The sequence below is a fragment of the Sphaerotilus hippei genome, from assembly GCF_003201595.1.
In the GTDB taxonomy this organism is placed as follows: Bacteria; Pseudomonadota; Gammaproteobacteria; order Burkholderiales; family Burkholderiaceae_C; genus Sphaerotilus; species Sphaerotilus hippei.
Genome location: NZ_QJJS01000006.1, coordinates 1 through 17,530, shown reverse-complemented (window position 1 = coordinate 17,530; position 17,530 = coordinate 1). Strand labels below are relative to the sequence as shown.

Genomic DNA, 17,530 nt, shown 5'->3' with positions numbered 1-17,530 from the left:
TCTATCGAGAACAGGACAGCGCGTGCCACAGGTTCAACCGGGTTCTTTCCTGACCCTGCATTACCGACTCGCCGGCCCCGACGGGGCCGCCATCGTCAACACCTTCAACGACAAGCCCGCCACGCTCTCGTTGGGCACCGGCCAGCTGGCCCCGGCGATCGAGCGCCGTCTGCTCGGCCTCGAGGAAGGCACCCGGACCGTCTTCGAGCTGCCCGCGGGCGAGGCCTTCGGCCAGCGCAACCCGGAGCTGATCCAGCGGGTCAAGCTCGCGCTGCTGCGCGAGCTGGGCGATCCCGACGAGCAGTACCAGGTCGGCGACGTGGTGCAGTTCCCGACCCCCGACGGCCAGGGCTCCTACGCCGGGCTGGTGCGCGAGGTCGGCCCGGTCGAGCAGGACTGGGCGCTGTTCGACTTCAACCACCCGCTGGCGGATCAGCCCGTCAGCTTCGAGGTGCAACTGATCGGGGTGCTGTGATGGACCGCGGCGAACCCCAGGGTGACGTGCGCGAGGTCGTGCTGGCCCAGCCGCGCGGCTTCTGCGCCGGCGTGGACCGGGCCATCGAGATCGTCGAGCGGGCGCTGCAGAAGTTCGGCGCGCCCATCCACGTGCGCCACGAGATCGTGCACAACACCTACGTCGTCAACGACCTGAAGGCCAAGGGCGCGATCTTCATCGAGGACCTGGCCGAAGTGCCCCCTGGCGCGACCCTGGTGTTCAGCGCCCACGGCGTCAGCCAGGCGGTGCGCGCCGAGGCGCGTGCGCGCGGCTTCGAGATCTTCGACGCCACCTGCCCGCTGGTGACCAAGGTGCACGTCGAGGTCGCCAAGCTGCGTCGCGAGGGCTACGAGTTCATCATGATCGGCCACAAGGGCCACCCCGAGGTCGAAGGCACGATGGGCCAGCTCGACGGGGGCATCCACCTGGTCGAGGACATCGACGACGTCGCCCGGGTGAGCATCGCCGACGAGAGCCGCATCGCGGTGGTCACGCAGACCACGCTGAGCGTGGACGACGCCGCCGGCATCCTCACCGCCGTCAAGGCCCGTTTCCCGCTGGTGCGCGAGCCCAAGCAGCAGGACATCTGCTACGCCACGCAGAACCGCCAGGATGCGGTCAAGGTGCTCAGCGGCGAGGTCGACATCCTCATCGTCGTCGGCAGCCCGACCAGCTCCAACAGCAACCGCCTGCGCGAGGTGGCCGAACGCCGCGGCACGCCGTCCTACATGGTCGACAGCGCCGCCGAGCTGCAGCCCGCCTGGTTCGAGGGCCGCCCGCGCGTGGGCCTGACCGCCGGCGCCTCGGCCCCCGAGCTGCTGGTGCAGCAGGTGATCGAACGCCTGCGCAGCCTCGGCGCCCTGGCCGTGCGCAAGATGCCCGGCGTGGAAGAGACCGTGCACTTCCCGCTGCCCCGGGGCCTGGGCGACAAGTCCATGGCCGAAGCCGCCGCCCGATCCTCCTCCTGACCTCCTCGCGCCTGCGCGCGGCGGACGAGCAAGCTCGTCCGCCCACCCCCTTCTTCGCCGAAAGCCCGCCTCCATGCTAGACATCGCCCTGCTGCGCAAGGACCTCGACAGCGTCATCGCCCGACTCGAGACCCGCAAGACCCCGCAGCCCTTCCTCGACGCCGACGCCTTCCAGGCGCTGGAGAACGAGCGCAAGACGCTGCAGATCCGCACCGAAGAACTGCAGGCACGGCGCAACCAGCTGTCCAAGCAGATCGGCATGCTCAAGGGCAAGGGCGAGGACACCAGCGCCGTGATGGCCGAGGTGGCCGGCATCGGCGACGCGCAGAAGGCCGGGGCCGAGCGGCTGACGCAGATCCAGGCCGCGCTCGACCAGATGCTGATGAGCGTGCCCAACCTGCCCCAGGCCGACGTGCCGGTGGGCAGCGACGAGAGCGCCAACGTCGAGGTGCGCCGCTGGGGCACGCCGCGCCACTTCGACTTCGAGGCGCGGGACCATGTCGACCTCGGTGCCGCGCTGGGCCTCGACTTCGAGACCGGCGCCAAGCTGTCGGGCTCGCGCTTCAGCTTCATGAAAGGCCCGGCCGCCCGCCTGCACCGCGCCCTCGCCCAGTTCATGCTGGACGTGCAGACGCAGGAACACGGCTACACCGAGTGCTACACGCCCTACCTGGTGCAGGCCCGGGCGCTGCAGGGCACCGGCCAGCTGCCCAAGTTCGAGCAGGACCTGTTCCACGTCACCTCCGGTGATGGCGAGGCCGCCGGCAGCAAGTGGTACCTGATCCCGACCTCGGAGGTCACGCTGACCAACGCGGTGGCCGACAGCGTGCTGCCGATGGACCAGCTGCCCATCAAGCTGACCGCCCACAGCCCCTGCTTCCGCTCCGAGGCCGGCTCGGCCGGGCGCGACACCCGCGGCCTGATCCGCCAGCACCAGTTCGACAAGGTCGAGATGGTGCAGATCGTGCACCCCGAGCAGAGCAACGCCGCGCTCGAGGAGATGACCGGCCACGCCGAGACCATCCTGCAGAAGCTCGGCCTGCCCTACCGCGTGCTGCTGCTGTCGACCGGCGACATGGGCTTCGGCTCGACCAAGACCTACGACCTCGAGGTCTGGGTGCCGGCGCAGAACACCTACCGCGAGATCAGCTCCTGCTCCAACTGCGAAGCCTTCCAGGCCCGTCGCATGCAGACCCGCTTCAAGAACGCGCAGGGCAAGAACGAGTTCGTGCACACCCTCAACGGCTCGGGCCTGGCGGTCGGCCGCACGCTGGTGGCGGTGCTGGAGAACTTCCAGAACGCCGACGGCAGCATCACCGTGCCCGAAGTGTTGCATCCCTACCTGAAAGGTGTTGACAGGCTGGTGGCTTGATGCCTTAGAATAGCGGTCTTCGCTTCACGGCGAGACCACAGCAAGATACCGGAGAGGTGGCAGAGTGGTCGAATGTACCTGACTCGAAATCAGGCGTACCGCAAGGTACCGAGGGTTCGAATCCCTCCCTCTCCTCCAGAATGAGCCCAAGCAATCGATTTGCTTGGGCTTTTTTCTTGGTCGCTTGCGGCCATCCCGTTCGACATTTTCGGGCCAACCGTTCAGAGTGACGCGCCGGCGTGCAGCGCCATGATCTCGACCTGCCCGCCCAGCAGCGGGCCGCACAGGATGCGGTAGCCGTCGGCGTCGAAATCGGCGGCCACACGGTCCAGCGCCGCCGCCTGCGACGCTTCGGTGACGCTGCCGAGGTAACACCAGTTGCGGATCACGTGGATCTGCAGGTCCTCGCCATCCCGCTCGACCAGGCCGATCGCGCCCGGATGCGGCCAGCAGGCCACCCTCAGGTGCGCCAGGCCGTCGAGCAGCCGCTGGTGGTGGGCCTGCGGGGCCTCGTCGCCGCGGCACAGGCCGCCGCAGCGGTGCAGCATCGCCCGGAAGCACGCCCGCCCCGGGACCAGCCGCTCCAGCCCCAGCGCGCCGTAACAGAGCCGGTGCTCGTCGGCCAGGTCGCGCAGGCGCTCCAGCGCCGCCTGGCGGCTGGAGAACAGGCCGTGCAGGTCGGGCTCGGTGGCGAAGTTCATGTCGCGGGAATGCACCACCTCCGGCACCCCGTCGTGCAGGCGCAGCGAGCAGAGCTGGCGGTTGCGGCGCAGCTTCTGGTTGAGCAGCGGCTGCTGGCGCTTGATCAGCTGCGCCTCGAGCAGCAGCGCGCCGATCTCGCCGGTGGTGCGGATGTGGCTGATGCGCCGGGTCTGGCGCAGCAGGCGGGCCTCGTCCGGATTGCGCAGGTGCGACAGCACCCGGCTGCGCAGGTTGACGCTCTTGCCGATGTAGAGCGGCATCCGCTCGTCGTCGCCATGGAAGATGTAGACCCCGGGAGCGGCCGGCATGTCGGCGATCGCCTCGCGCAGGTGCACCGGGTACTCGTGGATCCGGTCCGACTCGAAACCGGGCTGGCGGCGGCGCGGCAGGTGCATGGCGGCGGCGGGCGGACCCCGTCAGTCGGCGGCGTCCGGGCGCAGCAGCGCCGCCAGCGCCTGCGGCTCGACCGAGCGGGCCGCCCCGAAGCCGGCGACATGCCGCACCGCCGTGGCCTGCAGCCGCACGAAGCGGAAATCGGGCAGGCCGGTCATCAGCTCGGCCGCGGGGAAACGCGCCAGGTAGGCGCGCTCGGCCGCCCGGGCGTCCTCGCTGCCGGGCTCCAGCGTCTCGGCCCGGGCCGAGATCGTCACCCGCGGCAGCGCCTGCGCCATCTCGGTCGCATCGTCGGCCCCCATCACCATCAGCGAGACGGCCGGGCGCTGCCGCAGGTGGCGGGTGTGCACCGCCAGGCCGCTGACGTGCAGCACCAGCGCCCCGCTGGCGGGCTCGACGGCGTAGGGCACCATCGACACGAACGGCGCCCCGTCGTCGTCGATCGTGCCCAGCGCGGCGACCGGACGCTGCCGCAGCAGCTCACGCAGGGCCTGGTCCAGGCGGGAGACATGGCTCATCTCGCGGGCTCCTCGTCGGCGCTCAGTGCGCCTCTTCCCAGTTGGCACCGACGCCGACCTCGGCCACCAGCGGCACCTTGAGCTGCGCCACGCCGGCCATCAGCCGCGGCAGCGCCTCGCGGGCCCAGTCGAGCTCGGCCTCGGGCACCTCGAGCACCAGCTCGTCGTGCACCTGCATGATCATGCGGCTGGCGCGGCCCTCGTCGTCGATCGCCTGCTGCACGGCGATCATCGCCAGCTTGATCAGGTCGGCCGCCGTGCCCTGCATCGGCGCGTTGATCGCCTGGCGCTCGGCGCCGGCACGGCGCGGGCCGTTGGCGCCCTTGATCTCGGGCAGCACGATGCGGCGGCCGAACAGGGTCTCGACATGCCCCCGCTCGACCGCGCCGGCCTTGGTCTCGTCCATGTAGCGCTTGACGTCCGGGTAGCGGGTGAAATAGCGCTCGATGTAGTCGCGCGCGGCCTTCTGCTCGATGCCCAGGCTCTGCGCCAGACCGAAGGCGCCCATGCCGTAGATCAGGCCGAAGTTGATGGTCTTGGCATAGCGGCGCTGCTCGGTGCTGACCTCGTCCAGCGGCACGCCGAAGACCTCGGCCGCGGTCGCGCGATGCACGTCCAGGCCCTCGGCGAACGCCCGCAGCAGCGTGGCGTCACCGGAGATGTGCGCCATGATGCGCAGCTCGATCTGCGAGTAGTCGGCGCTGACCAGCACATGGCCGGGCGCGGCGATGAAGGCCTCGCGCACCCGCCGGCCCTCGGCGGTGCGGATGGGGATGTTCTGCAGGTTGGGCTCGTTGCTCGAGAGCCGCCCCGTCACCGCCACGGCCTGCGCGTAGTTGGTGTGCACACGGCCGGTGGACGGGTTGACCATCTGCGGCAGCTTGTCGGTGTAGGTGCTCTTGAGCTTGGCCAGGCCGCGGTACTCGAGGATGCGCGCGGGCAGCGGGTAGTCGGCGGCCAGCTGCTGCAGCACCTCCTCGTCGGTGCTGGGCGCGCCGGTGGCGGTCTTCTTCTTCACCGGCAGGCCCAGCCGGGTGAACAGGATCTCGCCGATCTGCTTGGGCGAGCCCAGGTTGAAGGGCTGGCCGGCGATGTCGTAGGCCTCCTGCTCCAGCGTCAGCATGCGCTGGGCCAGCTGCTGGCTCTGCCGGGCGAGCACGCCGGCGTCGATCAGCACGCCGTGGCGCTCGATGCGCACCAGCACCCGGGCCGCGGGCATCTCGATGCGCCGGTAGACGTCGAGCAGGCCGGCGGCGGCCTCGAGCTCGGGCCACAGCACCTGGTGCACCTGCAGCGCCATCTCGCTGTCCTCGCCGGAGTAGCGGCTGGCCCGCTCGATGTCGACGTGGCTGAACGGGATCTGGCCGGCCCCCTTGCCGCACAGGTCCTCGTAGCTCAGGCCCGCGCGGCCGAGGTGGCGTTCGGCCAGGCTGGCCAGGCCGTGCGGGCGGTGCGCCTCGAGCACGTAGCTCTCGAGCATCGTGTCGTGCACATATCCCCGCACGGTGATGCCGTGGTTGGCGAACACGTGGGTGTCGTACTTGATGTTCTGGCCCAGCTTGGCGGCGGCCGGGTCCTCCAGCCAGGGGCGCAGCAGCGCCAGCACCTCGTCGAGCGGCAGCTGCTCCGGGGCGCCGGGGTAGTCGTGGCCCACCGGCACGTAGGCCGCCTCGCCGGGCTGCACCGCGAAGCTGATGCCGACGATGCGCGCCTGCATCGCGTCGAGCGAATCGGTCTCGGTGTCCAGCGCCACCAGCGGGGCGCTGCGCAGGCGATCGAACCAGGCCTGCAGCTGCTCGCGGGTCAGCACGGTGTCGTAGCGGCCCGAGGACGGCGGATCGACCTCGTCGGCCGGCGCCTCGGCGGCGAACAGGTCGCCGGTGCCGCCGCTGTCACGGGCCCTGGGCGCGGCCGGCGACGCCGCCGGTGCGGGCGCCGCCACGACGGCCTGCGCCTCCAGCTCACGCTTCCAGCTGCGGAAGCCGTGGCGGCCGTAGAAGTCGAGCAGCCCGTCCGGGTCGACCGGGCGCAGCGCCAGCGCCTCGAGGGCGGGCCAGCCCGGCAGGTGGCCGGTCAGGTCGCAGTCGATCTTGACGGTCACCAGCCGGCGGGCCGTGGGCAGCCAGTCGAGCGCGCGGCGCAGGTTCTCGCCGGCCACGCCCTTGATGCGCCCGGCGTTGGCCATCACCCCGTCGAGCGAGCCATGTTCGGCGATCCACTTGGCCGCGGTCTTGGGCCCGACCTTCTCCACGCCGGGCACGTTGTCGACCGCATCGCCCATCAGCGTCAGGTAGTCGACGATGCGGTCCGGCGGCACGCCGAACTTGGCGGTCACGCCGGCGATGTCGAGCGACTCGTTGCTCATCGTGTTGATCAGCCCGACGTGCTCGGTCACCAGCTGCGCCAGGTCCTTGTCGCCGGTGGAGACCACCACGCGGTGGCCGGACTGCTCGCCCAGGCGGGCGAGCGTGCCGATCGCATCGTCGGCCTCGATGCCCGGCACCTCCAGGATCGGCCAGCCCAGCAGGCGCACCACCTCGTGGATGGGCTCGATCTGCGCACGCAGGTCCTCGGGCATCGGCGGGCGGTGGCCCTTGTAGTCGGGATACCACTCGTCGCGGAAGGTCGGGCCCTTGGCGTCGAACACGCAGGCGGCGTGCTCGGCGGCGACCTGCTCGCGCAGGCGCTTCATCATCGCGACCATGCCGTGGATGGCGCCGGTCGGCTGGCCGTCGGGGCCACGCAGGTCGGGCATGGCGTGGAAGGCCCGGTACAGGTAGCTGGAACCATCGACCAGCAGCAGCACCGGCCGCGGCGCGACCACCACGGGATCGACCTCGGCGGGGGTCGTGGCATCGGAAGGAGACAGGGGCAAACTCATGGGCAGGATTGTGGCGCGGTCCGGCCTCCTACAATCCGGAGCATGAAAATCCTTCGCACCTTCCTGACGGTCGGTCTGGGCAGCACCCTGTCGGCGGCCGCGCTGGCCGCCCCCCCGATCACGGCCACGCCGGTGACCCGGGAACCGGCGGTGAGCCGCACCGTGATCGACGAGCCGACCGTCGTGGTCGAGGAGCTGCGGGTGCGAGGCGAGGTGCAGCGCATCACCGTGCACCCCAAGCAGGGCGACCAGGTGCTGCCCGACTACGAGATCGTGCCCAGCACCCGGGGCCGAGATCCGGGCACCAACGCCGCCGGCTCGCGGGGCGTCGGTGGCCAGCGGGTCTGGTCCCTGCTGCGTTTCTGATCCGATTGCCGCACTCGCGCCGCCTCCCGGGCCGGCGTGGGCAGGACGCGCTCGCGTGTCACCCCCCTCTTCCGCAAGACTGAGCTGTCATGGCCGTATTCACTGAAGTGTCCCGCGAAGAAGCCGCCGCCCTGGCGCAGCGGCTGTCGCTGGGCTCGCTGACCGATCTGCGTGGCATCACCGCCGGCATCGAGAACACCAACTACTTCCTGAGCACCGACCGGGGCGAGTGGGTGCTCACCGTGTTCGAGCGGCTGACCTTCGAACAGCTGCCGTTCTACCTGCAGCTGATGAAGCACCTGGCCCGGCGCGAGATCCCGGTGCCCGACCCGCAGGCCGACGCCGACGGCGTGATCCTGCACCGGCTGGGCGGCAAGCCCGCCGCGGTGGTCAACCGCCTGCAGGGCCGCAGCCAGCTCGCGCCGGCCAGCTGGCACTGCGAGCAGGTCGGCCGCATGCTGGCGCGCATGCACCTGGCCGGCCGCGACTACCCGCTGCACCAGCCCAATCTGCGGGGCCTGGACTGGTGGATCGAGACCGTGCCGGTCGTGCTGCCGCACCTGGCGCCGGAGCAGCGCACGCTGCTCGAGGACGAGCTGTTCTTCCAGCGCTCGGTGGCCGAGACCCCGGCCAACGAAGCGCTGCCACGCGGCCCGGTGCACGCCGACCTGTTCCGCGACAACGTGATGTTCGACGGCCTGCCCGGCCACGAGAAGCTCACCGGCTTCTTCGACTTCTATTTCGCCGGCGTCGACGCCTGGCTGTTCGACCTGGCGGTGTGCCTGAACGACTGGTGCATCGACCTGTCCACCGGCCGGCTCGACGAGCTGCGGGCCGCCGCCTTCGTGCAGGCCTACGAGGACGAGCGGGCGCTGACCCACGACGAGCTGCGCCTGCTGCCGGCGATGCTGCGGGCCGCCGCGCTGCGCTTCTGGATCTCGCGCTTGTGGGACTTCCACCTGCCGCGCGAGGCCAGCATGCTGCAGCCGCACGATCCGACCCATTTCGAGCGCGTCTTGCGCGAACGCATCGCCAACCCCTGGCATGGTGTGAGCTGAACGAGGATCCCCGATGAAACTGCGCCGAGCCACGGCCCGCGAGGGCGCGCTGTGGATGAAGAGTGGCGTGATGCTGCTGCTGCGCCACCCGCTGGCGCTCAGCGGCCAGTTCGCGTTGACGATGCTGCTGATGGGCATGCTGCTGGGCATGCCCTGGATCGGCCCGCTGCTGGTCGGAGCACTGCTGCCGCTGCTGACCGCCGGCTGGGTGCACGAGGTGCAGGCCCTGCAGGCCGGCCAGCCGGCCAGCCTGGGCCACCTGCTGGCGCCGCTGCGCTCGCCGGCACGGCCGCGGCTGCTGAAGCTGGGCGCGCTGCACGCGGTGCTGGCCTTCGTGCTGCTGGGGCTGGCCGATCTGGTCGATCCGGGCCTGGAAGCCGCCTGGGACGTGCTGCGCAGCGGCGACGAGGACCAGCGCACCGAAGCCGAGGTGATGGCGGCGATCGGCGACCTGCAGGGCAGCATGGTGCTGCGGGCGCTGCTGATGGTGCCGCTGTCGCTGCTGTTCTGGCATGCCCCGGTGCTGGTGCACCGCGAAAACATGGCCATCCCGAAGGCCCTGTTCGCCAGCGCGCTGGCCAGCTGGCGCAACCTGGGCGCCTTCGGGGTCTACGCGCTGGCCTGGGCCGGTGCCGACGTGGCGCTGTCGATGCTGCTGGGCGGCCTGCTGACGCTGCTGGGCCTGCAGCAGCTGGTCATGCTGCTGGCGATGCCGGTGGCGCTGATGTTCTCGACCGCGTTCTACGCCTCGCTCGCCGCCACGGTGGAAGGCTGCCTCGAGATCGACGCCGCCCCCACCGTGACCGCGACGGATCAGTAGGCGATCGTGCGCACGCCGTCCGCCGTGCCCAGCAGGCAGACGCTGGCGCGGTGGCGGGCGAAGATGCCCACGGTGACGACGCCCGGCCAGCCGCTGGTCTCGGCCTCCATGGCCAGCGGATCGGTGATCGACAGGCCGCTCACGTCCAGGATGTGGTTGCCGTTGTCGGTCACCACCCCGGCGCGCAGCACGGCCTGGGCGCCATAGGCCTTCGCGAAGCGGCGGGCGATCTGCGTGGCCGCCATCGGGATCACCTCGACGGGCAGCGGGAAGCGGCCCAGCACCGGCACGAGCTTGCTCTCGTCGGCGATGCAGATGAAACGCTCGGCCAGGTCGGCGACGATCTTCTCGCGAGTCAGCGCCGCGCCACCGCCCTTGATCATGCAGCCCCGGGCGTCGATCTCGTCGGCGCCGTCGATGTAGACCGGCAGCGAGTCGACCTCCTCGGCCTGCAGCACCGGGATGCCCAGCGCCAGCAGGCGTTCGGTGCTCTTCACCGAGCTGGAGACGGCGCCCCGGATGGTGTCGCGCACCGTGGCCAGCGCGTCGATGAAGTGGTTGACGGTGGAGCCGGTGCCCACGCCCACGATGCTGCCGGGCACGACATAGGCCAGGGCCGCCTGGCCCACCAGGGCCTTGAGTTCGTCTTGAGTCATGTTGAGGAACGGGATCAGGGAAGTCTCTGGGACAATCGCCGGATTATGTCGTCAGTGCCTTACGCCCTCGCCCGCCCCTTCCTTTTTGGCATGGACCCCGAAGCGGCCCATGAGTTGACGCTCGACTCGATCGCGCGCTTCCAGAACACGCCGCTGCAGTGCCTGTGGGCCCGCGCGCGCGTCGACGACCCGGTCACCGTGGCCGGCCTGCGTTTCCCGAACCGCATCGGCCTGGCCGCCGGGCTGGACAAGAACGGGCGCTGCATCGACGGCCTCGGCGCGATGGGCTTCGGCTTCATCGAGGTCGGCACCGTCACGCCGCTGGGCCAGCTGGGCAACCCGAAACCCCGCATGTTCCGCCTGCCCGCCGCGCAGGCGCTGATCAACCGGCTGGGCTTCAACAACGAGGGCCTGGACAGCTTCCTGGCCAACGTGAAGCGGGCCACGCGCTTTCGCCGCTCGGGCGGCCTGCTCGGACTCAACATCGGCAAGAACGCGGCCACCCCCATCGAGCAGGCCGAGCGGGACTACCTGATCTGCCTGGACGGCGTCTACCCGCACGCCGACTACGTGACGATCAACATCTCCAGCCCCAACACCAAGAACCTGCGCGCGCTGCAGAGCGACGCCGCGCTGGACGCGCTGCTGGGCGCCCTGCAGGCGCGACGCCAGACACTGGCCGGCCAGCACGGCCGCCAGGTGCCGATGTTCGTCAAGATCGCCCCGGACCTCGACGAGGCCCAGGTCAAGGTGATCGCCGCCACGCTGCGCCACAACGGCATCGACGGCGTGATCGCCACCAACACCACGATCGAGCGGTCGGCCGTGCAGGGCCTGGCCCACGCCCAGGAAACCGGCGGCCTGTCCGGGCGGCCGGTGTTCGAGGCCAGCAACCGGGTGATCCGCCAGCTGCGGGCCGAACTGGGCGCGGCCTACCCGATCATCGGGGTCGGCGGCGTCGACAGCGGCACGGCCGCCCGCACCAAGCTCGAGGCCGGTGCCGACCTGGTGCAGGTCTACACCGGCCTGATCTACCAGGGCCCCGGCCTGGTGGGCGACTGCGCCCGGGCGCTGAAGGCCGCCACGGCCCGCTGACGAACGGGCTTTTTCCACGTTTCTTCCGAGCCTGGGTACGGTCCGCAGCCGCTAGGCTGGGGGCATGAGCGCGCCTGATGTCCCCTCGACCCCGACCAGCACCGAAGACACGTCACCGGCACGCCCCGCCGACCCGGTCAGCGAGGTCGAGGACGAGGCCGCCGCCCGGGAAGCACGGCTGCAGCGGCTCTTCAACCGCATCCACGAGCGCAAGGACTTTCCTTCGCTGAAGGACTCGATCCGCTCGATCCAGAAGGTCACCCGCTCCGACCTGGCCCACATGCGGGTGCTGACCGACGAGGTGCTCAACGACGTCGCGCTCACCAACAAGCTGCTGCGGCTGATCAACACCGCCTTCTACAACTCGGTGGGCGGGGGCTCGATCACCACGATCACCCGGGCGGTCGCGCTGATGGGCTTCGAGGCGATCGGACGGCTGGCGGCCTCGCTGCAGCTCTTCGACCGGCTGCCCAAGGGCAGCGACGGCGCCCGCGTGCGCGAGGAATTCGCCCTGGCCCTGCTGGCCGCCACGCTGGCGCACCAGCTCTGCCCGGTGCGCGCGCTCGAGGAGAACATCTACGTCACCGCGCTGTTCCAGAACCTGGGCTCGATGCTGGCGTGGCTGCACTTCCCCGACGACGCCGAGACCATCGAGCAGCGCCTGGACGAGCAGCGCGAAGCCACCCCTGACCCCGCGGCCCCCGTCGACCTGCTCGCCACCGAACGGCTGGAGCGTGAGGTGCTCGGCCTGTCCTACGAGGAGCTCGGCGTGGAGATCGCCTGCCAGTGGGGCTGGCCCGAGGCGCTGCAGTCGGCGCTGCGGCCGCTGGTGCCGGCCAACCTGGACGAGCCGGCCAGCATGGACAAGCTGCTGCGTGTCACCTGCACCGCCGCCAACGAGCTGGCCCGGCTGTGCATCGACGCGACCCCCGGCCCGGAGCTCGAGGCCCACGGACTGGCCTTCGTGGCCCGCTGGGGCACCTGCCTGGCGATCGACGACAGCACCATCGCCCAGACGCTGGAGACCTCGATGCGGCAGTGGAACGACATGGCGCTGGTGCTCGACCTGCCGCGCAAGCAGCCTCCCGGCAAGACCGGCTCCACCCTCGTGGCTACCAGCGACGCGGCCCGGCGCAAGGCCGTCAAGCAGGCGCTGAACCAGGGCATGAAGCAGCTCGACGCCCTCGCGCGGGCCGGCACGCCCGCCGAACAGCTCTGGCAGGCCTACATGACCATGATGGTCGAGACGCTGGAGCTGCAGCGCATCCTGATCTGCCTGAGGACGCCCGGCCCGCCGGCGCAGCTGCGCGGCCGCTACGGCCAGGGCGACCGGGTCAGCGTGCTGATGCCCACCTTCACCGTGCCGCTGGCGCCGCCCTCGGACCTCTTCGGCCTGCTGTCGATCAAGGCCGCCGACACGCTGATCTCCGACGCCAGCGACCTGTCGATCGCCCGGCACCTGCCCGCCTGGTTCCGCAGCCGGGTCACCGCCCAGACCTTCCTGCTGCTGCCGCTGACCGTGCACGGCCAGCCCGTCGGGCTGGTCTACGCCGACCGGCGCGACGCCGGCTCCCTCGCCATCGGCGACCAGGAGCTGACGCTGCTGAAGTCCCTGCGTGACCAGCTGGTGCAGATCATCCTGATGCCGAGGAAGGCGGGCGGCTGACCCCGCGGCCGCCCGTCGCCCGGCTCATGGATCCAGCGGCAGCATCAGACCGCTTTCCTTGATGCGCTCCAGCACCACCGAGGTCTGCAGATGGGCCACGCAGCCCGGCAGCGCGGACAGGCTGTTGAGCAGCCGATTGAGCGCGGGAAGATCACCCACGGCGGCCTTGATGAGGTAGTCGTGATCGCCCGTGAGCTTGTACATGTCACGCACATGCGGCTCGTCGCGCACGAAACGCAGCAGCGCCTGCACCGCATCGACCGCCTGGCGTGCCAGGCTCACCTCGATCAGGCTCAGCAGCGGCGCACCATCGGCGCGCGGCGAGAGCTGGGCGTGGTAGCCCAGGATCAACCCCTGCTGCTCCAGCGCCAGCCGCCTGCGCGAGCATTGCGACGGCGACAGCCCGACCCGCCGGGCCAGTTCCTGGCTGGTGAGGCGGCCATCGTCACGCAGCAGGTCGAGGATCAGGCGGTCGTGCGGATCGAGGCCTGCGCCGGTACGGACCACGGCGTCGGCATCGCCTCCAGGAGCCTTGTCGGTGTCGCTCATGGCGCGGGCGGTCACGGCAGCCGGGTGGTGAGCATGGCCGCGATGGTGCGCACGCCCTCCAGGTAGTTGCCCAGGCGCATGTTCTCGTCGGCCCCATGCTGGTTGTTGTCGGCGTTCACCAGGGGCACCACCACATAGGGCATCTTGAGCACGTCGACCGCACCGCTCATCGGCAGGGTCGAGCCGATCATGCGCACCTTCTCGGGCTCGATCCGGCTCGGGGCCTTCACGCCCTGCAGCACCCAGCGGGCCAGGGGCGAGTCCATGGGCACGCGGGCGGCGGTCGAGGTGCTGGGGTAGGCCAGCATCGTGAGACGGGCCAGCCGGCTGAACTGGCTGCGCTCCTGTGCCGTGGGCACCTCGCCCTCGATCAGGTGCACGCCCTGGTCCACCAGGTGCTGGCGCACCAGGCCCAGCATGCGGGCCGGCGGGGTCTCGGGCACGGTGCGGATGTTGAGGCTGGCGACGGCCGTGGCCGGGATGGCGTTGGCCGCCTTGGCCCCCACCTGGCCGGCGCTCAGGCCGAGAATATCGAGCGAGGGGTACTGCACGGCCTCCAGCGGGTTGGCCGCAAAGGTCGTCAGCCTGGCCAGGCCCAGGCGCTTGGCCAGGGCCCCCGGGGGCGGAGCCATCTGCGCCATCTGCTGCCTGTCGGCCTCGCTGATGTGGACGCCTTCATAGAAGCCGGGGATCACGACGCGGCCGTCCTGGTCCTTCATGGTGGCCAGCAGCTGGCTCAGGCCCAGCGCCGGGTTGGGAATGACGTTGCCCTGGTGGCCGCTGTGCTGCGCGCTCAAGGGCCCGAACATGGTCAGGTCCAGCTGGATGGAGCCACGGTTGCCAAAGCTCACGCCCGGCTGGTTGCTGGCCGGCATGGCACCGTCGTAGACGATCAGGCCGTCGCTCTGCAGCAGGGCCTGGTGAGCCGCCATGACGCTGTGCAGCCGGGGCGAGCCCTTCTCTTCTTCCGAGTCCAGCAGCAGCTTGATGTTGACCTCGGGCAGCTGGCCGGCCGCCTTCAGCGCGTCGATGGCGGCCAGGAACATGATGATCGGGCCCTTGTCGTCCGCGGCGGCACGCGCGAACACGCGCCACTCGGGGTCGATCGGGTCGGTGCTCAGCTTGCTCAGCGGCAGGGTCTGCCACTGGCCGGCCGCATCGCGGGCACGCAGGGTCGGCGTCCACGGGTCGGTCTGCCATTCGGAGGGCGTCACGGGCTGGGCATCGAAGTGCATGTAGAACAGCACCGTCTTGCGGCCCGGCTGGCCGGCGGGCAGCTCGGCGTAGACCACCGGCTTGCCTTCGTTGGGCAGGGCCTGGGTGCGAAAGCCCCGCGCCTCGAAGGCCTCCTGCAGCCAGGCGGCGTTGCGCTGGATGTCGGCCGGCTTGGCCGCATCAGCGGGCATGGACAGGAACTGCAGGTAAGCCGGGAAGCTCTGCCGGGCGAACTGCTCGGCCTGCGACGGACTGATGACGTGCTGCGCACCACTGGTGCCGGCCAGGGTGGCACAGACCAGGCCGAACAGGTGGCGACGCAGGAAACGGGAGGACGGAAGGACGGACGTCATGACAGGGCTCTCGACAAGCAAGGCAGACCAGAAGGGACAGCCCCCGTCACGCGCTGCAGCCGGACCGCCGTCAGGGTCGGCGCGGGGTCGCTGACGCCGCGCCGGGCATCGCGTGGCATCGCTGCGATGGGGGCCGAAGCGAAGAACACCAGCCTGCGTGAGCAAATCCGGGGCCATCCGCTGCCCGAATCGACAAGATCCTTTCAGATCAACGACTTGGGCACATTTCGACGCATTCATGCCGACCCATGTCCGCACGATTTCATCATCCGATGCCTAATGGTGCGCGTTCACCGCATTTTTTCGTGCCCAGCGCACGATTGATGCACCAATCCGGATGAGCGACCACGGCATCCTTCAGTGCCCCCGAGTGCCGACGTGCCCAGGACGGGCGAACGCCACACACCTTGCCGCGGTCACAAGGTGTTGGGGCCCATGTGATCATGGGCCCATCCGTAGTTGGCCACTGTTCAAAGCCAGGGGCCGGATGCGGGGAGTCATGGCGTCACTTCGACAGGAGCAGCCGGCCTGAGTGAAGTCCATCCCCAGACGCTCAGAGATCAAGGCCTCTTGACGCGCGTTCTGCGCAGGCGTGCGGCATCTTGTCTGAACTGACCCAAGCGTCCAAGGATGTGGTGCCTGGAGAGGGGCGAACCTCTAACCACCTGCGTTCGGTTCATTCGGGGTGAGTGGGGCCGGCAAACCTGAACCGCGGCAGCCGCAGTCCCCCAAGCCTTTCACCTGGACTTGCGCGCCGGATTCTTGTCGCCGACCGCTCAGATTGATAAGATTAAGCTCTAATCTTATTGTATTGACAAGATTTTGGCGCTTATCTCATCAACTGACAAGATTCCCTGAACCATGACTGCTGCCAGCCTTTCGCCCCGTCACGAGGCCTTGCTGCGCCTGGTCCTTGGCGCCGGCGCGCCTGTACAGCCTGGAGCGCTGGAGCAAGCCCTTCAGTCTTCCCGGCCGACCATCAACCGGGCCTTGCGAGACCTGCTGGCGTCTGGCCTTCTGGAGAAGCTGGGGGACGGCCGGTCCACGCGCTACCTGGCCACGGATGCAGCCCAAGCCGCACTGGGAGCCGTGGTTTCGGTCGAACCCACCGCAACAGGATCCGGCCTGCTGCGATGGTCGCCCGCTGCACTGTCATTGGTCGAATCGCTTCGCGCGCCTCTGGGAACTCGTACCCCTGTGGGCTACGACAGCAGTTTTGTGGGCAACTACATCCCGAACCAGTCCAGCCTGCTGCCCCCGCAACTGGCCACGGACTTGTTCAACGCTGGTCGCAGCCGCGACCAGCAACCTGCCGGCACCTATGCCCGCGAAGTTCTGGAGCAGTTGCTGATTGACCTGTCCTGGTCGTCATCACGCCTGGAGGGCAACAACAAGAGCTTGCTCGACACCCAGGCACTCTTCGAGCTGGGGGAACAAGCCGGCCCCATCGACGAGGACACCCTGATGCTGCTCAACCACAAGAGCGCCATCGAGTTCATGGTTGAAGCCGTGCCGACCGAAGGCATCACGGTGCCCGTCATCGTCGACTTGCAGGCCAAGTTGATGCGGGACTTGCTGAAGGACTCGCGGGACATCGGCAGCATCCGCCGGCGCATGGTGAACATCGACGGCTCGGTCTATTCCCCGAGCAACATCCCCATGCTGCTGGAAGAAACACTGGCGTCCATCGTCGACAAGGTCCGCCACATCCGCAACCCTGTGGAGGCCGCATTCTTCCTTTGGGTCCATATCGCGTACCTGCAGCCGTTCTCGGACGGCAACAAACGCACAAGCCGCCTGAGCGCGAACATGCCGCTCATGCTTTACAACTGCGCGCCGCTGTCGTTCCTGGATGTCGAGCGCACGGACTACGCGACGGCCATGCTCGGTGTCTACGAGCAACGCAACGTCGCTGCGGCCGTGGAGCTGTTCGAGTTCATCTACCGTCGCTCGATTCAGAAGTACAGCGTGCTGCGAGCCTCCCTGGCTGCCCCCGACCCGATTCGGGTACGCTACCGACAGGCCCTGAATGAGCTCATGCAGTTCGTCGTCTTCTACGGCCGGACACTGGAGAACGCATTTTCGGAGGTGCCCGTGGACGCAGCAGACATAGCAGCGTTACGGGTCATCGCGCACACGGAGTTGGACCACCTGGAGCAATACAACTGCGCCCGTTACAACCTTGCCCGAGGCATGACACAGCGGTGGATTGACGCTGGAAGGCGTCGGTAACCGGCCCGTTCTGAGAGGTCGCATTTGCCGCGAGCGCGTGCCTTCGCGTAGAGCACAGACGCGCAGTCGGAAGCAATGCAATAATGAACCGCCCCGGGTTTCATGGAGGCCAGTTGGTTTAAGTCAGGCCGCGACAGCGACCTGCTCGGCGAGATGCCAGTAGTAGTTTGCCTCAGCCTCGGCGGGCGGG

At 69.4% G+C, this 17,530-nt stretch carries 15 protein-coding genes and 1 tRNA gene; 10 read left to right on the top strand and 6 right to left on the bottom strand.

All coding sequences use genetic code 11. From position 1 onward, the window contains the following. The first annotated feature begins 22 nt into the window (after positions 1–22). From C7444_RS08020 to C7444_RS08005, 4 genes are all read left to right on the top strand, one after another. The gene (locus C7444_RS08020; protein WP_110400333.1) at positions 23–475 is read left to right on the top strand and encodes an FKBP-type peptidyl-prolyl cis-trans isomerase; all 453 of its coding nucleotides are present in this window, start codon (positions 23–25) and stop codon (positions 473–475) included. Further along, positions 475–1,464 (top strand): 4-hydroxy-3-methylbut-2-enyl diphosphate reductase, encoded by a 990-nt coding sequence (gene ispH / locus C7444_RS08015; protein ID WP_110400332.1) that lies wholly within the window; start codon positions 475–477, stop codon positions 1,462–1,464. Before C7444_RS08020 ends, ispH begins: the two co-directional genes overlap by 1 nt. A gap of 73 nt (positions 1,465–1,537) precedes the next feature. Continuing rightward, on the top strand, positions 1,538–2,836 hold the full coding sequence (serS, locus tag C7444_RS08010; protein ID WP_110400331.1) for a serine--tRNA ligase: 1,299 nt from the start codon (positions 1,538–1,540) through the stop codon (positions 2,834–2,836). Positions 2,837–2,886: 50 nt separating this feature from the next. Further along, positions 2,887–2,974: transfer RNA gene (locus tag C7444_RS08005), tRNA-Ser, on the top strand. Between the two features lie 83 nt (positions 2,975–3,057). Here the strand turns inward: C7444_RS08005 and cho are convergent. The 3 genes from cho to polA are packed head-to-tail and all read right to left on the bottom strand — an operon-like array spanning position 3,058 to position 7,330. After that, a complete protein-coding gene (gene cho, locus C7444_RS08000; protein WP_110400330.1) occupies positions 3,058–3,933 on the bottom strand; it encodes an excinuclease Cho in 876 nt (291 codons plus the stop codon). Positions 3,934–3,954: 21 nt separating this feature from the next. After that, positions 3,955–4,449, bottom strand: coding sequence for a HugZ family pyridoxamine 5'-phosphate oxidase (locus C7444_RS07995; RefSeq protein WP_110400329.1), 495 nt, complete (start codon positions 4,447–4,449; stop codon positions 3,955–3,957). A gap of 22 nt (positions 4,450–4,471) precedes the next feature. Continuing rightward, positions 4,472–7,330: a DNA polymerase I gene (gene polA, locus C7444_RS07990; RefSeq protein ID WP_110400328.1), complete on the bottom strand. Its 2,859-nt coding sequence runs from the start codon at positions 7,328–7,330 to the stop codon at positions 4,472–4,474. A gap of 42 nt (positions 7,331–7,372) precedes the next feature. On the opposite strand from polA, the gene C7444_RS07985 reads away from it, so the two are divergent. From C7444_RS07985 to C7444_RS07975, 3 genes are all read left to right on the top strand, one after another. Beyond that, the gene (locus C7444_RS07985; protein WP_110400327.1) at positions 7,373–7,696 is read left to right on the top strand and encodes a hypothetical protein; all 324 of its coding nucleotides are present in this window, start codon (positions 7,373–7,375) and stop codon (positions 7,694–7,696) included. Positions 7,697–7,785: 89 nt separating this feature from the next. Next, positions 7,786–8,754 (top strand): homoserine kinase, encoded by a 969-nt coding sequence (locus C7444_RS07980; RefSeq protein WP_110400326.1) that lies wholly within the window; start codon positions 7,786–7,788, stop codon positions 8,752–8,754. A gap of 13 nt (positions 8,755–8,767) precedes the next feature. Beyond that, entirely contained in the window at positions 8,768–9,574 is an 807-nt protein-coding gene (locus C7444_RS07975; RefSeq protein ID WP_110400325.1) for a BPSS1780 family membrane protein, read from the top strand. Here the strand turns inward: C7444_RS07975 and rpiA are convergent. Next, positions 9,568–10,230, bottom strand: a complete 663-nt coding sequence (gene rpiA, locus C7444_RS07970; RefSeq protein ID WP_110400324.1) for a ribose-5-phosphate isomerase RpiA — start codon at positions 10,228–10,230, stop codon at positions 9,568–9,570. The two genes, C7444_RS07975 and rpiA, sit on opposite strands and share 7 nt — an antisense overlap. A gap of 45 nt (positions 10,231–10,275) precedes the next feature. Here rpiA and C7444_RS07965 point away from each other — a divergent pair, with 45 nt between their 5' ends. Continuing rightward, positions 10,276–11,325, top strand: coding sequence for a quinone-dependent dihydroorotate dehydrogenase (locus tag C7444_RS07965; RefSeq protein WP_110400323.1), 1,050 nt, complete (start codon positions 10,276–10,278; stop codon positions 11,323–11,325). A gap of 64 nt (positions 11,326–11,389) precedes the next feature. Further along, positions 11,390–12,991 (top strand): HDOD domain-containing protein, encoded by a 1,602-nt coding sequence (locus C7444_RS07960; protein ID WP_110400322.1) that lies wholly within the window; start codon positions 11,390–11,392, stop codon positions 12,989–12,991. 24 nt (positions 12,992–13,015) lie between these two features. Here the strand turns inward: C7444_RS07960 and C7444_RS07955 are convergent, their stop codons facing one another. Then, positions 13,016–13,540, bottom strand: a complete 525-nt coding sequence (locus C7444_RS07955) for an Lrp/AsnC family transcriptional regulator (protein ID WP_110400321.1) — start codon at positions 13,538–13,540, stop codon at positions 13,016–13,018. A gap of 11 nt (positions 13,541–13,551) precedes the next feature. Beyond that, a complete protein-coding gene (locus C7444_RS07950; protein WP_170130673.1) occupies positions 13,552–15,108 on the bottom strand; it encodes a M20/M25/M40 family metallo-hydrolase in 1,557 nt (518 codons plus the stop codon). A gap of 861 nt (positions 15,109–15,969) precedes the next feature. Between C7444_RS07950 and C7444_RS07945 the strand changes: the two genes are divergently transcribed. Beyond that, complete coding sequence (locus C7444_RS07945; RefSeq protein WP_110400320.1) at positions 15,970–17,340, top strand: Fic family protein; 1,371 nt, start codon at positions 15,970–15,972, stop codon at positions 17,338–17,340. The last annotated feature ends 190 nt before the right edge of the window (positions 17,341–17,530 follow it).

Coding starts and splice junctions, on each gene's coding strand:
- C7444_RS07975 (WP_110400325.1), top strand. CDS start 8,768: ATGAAACTGCGCCGAGCCACGGCCCGCGAGGGCGCGCTGTGGATGAAG.
- C7444_RS07955 (WP_110400321.1), bottom strand. CDS start 13,540: ATGAGCGACACCGACAAGGCTCCTGGAGGCGATGCCGACGCCGTGGTC.
- C7444_RS07980 (WP_110400326.1), top strand. CDS start 7,786: ATGGCCGTATTCACTGAAGTGTCCCGCGAAGAAGCCGCCGCCCTGGCG.
- ispH (WP_110400332.1), top strand. CDS start 475: ATGGACCGCGGCGAACCCCAGGGTGACGTGCGCGAGGTCGTGCTGGCC.
- polA (WP_110400328.1), bottom strand. CDS start 7,330: ATGAGTTTGCCCCTGTCTCCTTCCGATGCCACGACCCCCGCCGAGGTC.
- serS (WP_110400331.1), top strand. CDS start 1,538: ATGCTAGACATCGCCCTGCTGCGCAAGGACCTCGACAGCGTCATCGCC.
- C7444_RS07995 (WP_110400329.1), bottom strand. CDS start 4,449: ATGAGCCATGTCTCCCGCCTGGACCAGGCCCTGCGTGAGCTGCTGCGG.
- C7444_RS07960 (WP_110400322.1), top strand. CDS start 11,390: ATGAGCGCGCCTGATGTCCCCTCGACCCCGACCAGCACCGAAGACACG.
- C7444_RS07985 (WP_110400327.1), top strand. CDS start 7,373: ATGAAAATCCTTCGCACCTTCCTGACGGTCGGTCTGGGCAGCACCCTG.
- C7444_RS07945 (WP_110400320.1), top strand. CDS start 15,970: ATGACTGCTGCCAGCCTTTCGCCCCGTCACGAGGCCTTGCTGCGCCTG.
- rpiA (WP_110400324.1), bottom strand. CDS start 10,230: ATGACTCAAGACGAACTCAAGGCCCTGGTGGGCCAGGCGGCCCTGGCC.
- C7444_RS07950 (WP_170130673.1), bottom strand. CDS start 15,108: ATGACGTCCGTCCTTCCGTCCTCCCGTTTCCTGCGTCGCCACCTGTTC.
- C7444_RS07965 (WP_110400323.1), top strand. CDS start 10,276: ATGTCGTCAGTGCCTTACGCCCTCGCCCGCCCCTTCCTTTTTGGCATG.
- cho (WP_110400330.1), bottom strand. CDS start 3,933: ATGCACCTGCCGCGCCGCCGCCAGCCCGGTTTCGAGTCGGACCGGATC.